This is a genomic window from Ruegeria sp. AL12 (genome assembly GCF_056540885.1).
Window position 1 is genome coordinate 1 of record NZ_JBQFXN010000134.1, and the last position, 677, is coordinate 677.

At 56.6% G+C, this 677-nt stretch carries 1 protein-coding gene; it reads left to right on the forward strand.

Annotation, left to right across the window (positions count from 1 at the left end; genetic code table 11):
• Positions 1-32: 32 nt before the first annotated feature.
• A partial coding sequence (locus ACR0C6_RS21830; RefSeq protein ID WP_480621254.1) for a substrate-binding domain-containing protein occupies positions 33-677 on the forward strand: 645 nt, incomplete at its 3' end.

Below are 677 nucleotides of genomic sequence, written 5' to 3' on the forward strand. Positions count from 1 at the left end.
CCGGCAGCCAAGGAACATACACTGGAGGAAATATGTCCCTTTTGCAGACCATTACCCGTAGAGCCGCCTTGCTGTCTGTCGCCGCTGTCGCACTAACTGCCGGGACAGCGTTTGCAGGCGATGTCAAAATTGGCTTTCTGCTGAAAACCATGCAGGAAGAGCGCTACAAGCGCGACCGCGCCGCGTTTACTGCGAAAGCTGAGGAACTGGGCGCCGAAGTTATCTTTGATTCAGCGAACAATGACGAGCTGACCCAGCTGGCTAAGTTTGAAAACATGCTCGCCAAGGGAGCAGATGTCATCGTGTTGCAGCCGGTGAATACCGGTACTGCTGGTAGCATGGTCAGCATGGCAAACAGCGAAGGTGTGCGCGTTGTCGGGTATGACTCGATGCTTGTGGACGGGCCGCTGGATGCGATGGTGATGCAAGACAGCTGGGCCGTGGGTCGCCTGCAAGGCGAAGCCATGGTCGAATGGTTGCAGGAGAAGAACGGAGAGGTGTCCGGCAAGATCGCCCTGATTCAAGGTCAACCCGGCGACTCTAACGCGATTGCCATGAGCAGCGGTGTGTTGGAGATTGTCGAAGCGAACCCGGGGCTTGAGCTGGTAACAAATCAGGCCCATGAAGGGTGGTCCTCTGAGAAGGCCATGGCGACTGCGGAAAATACGCTGACCTCA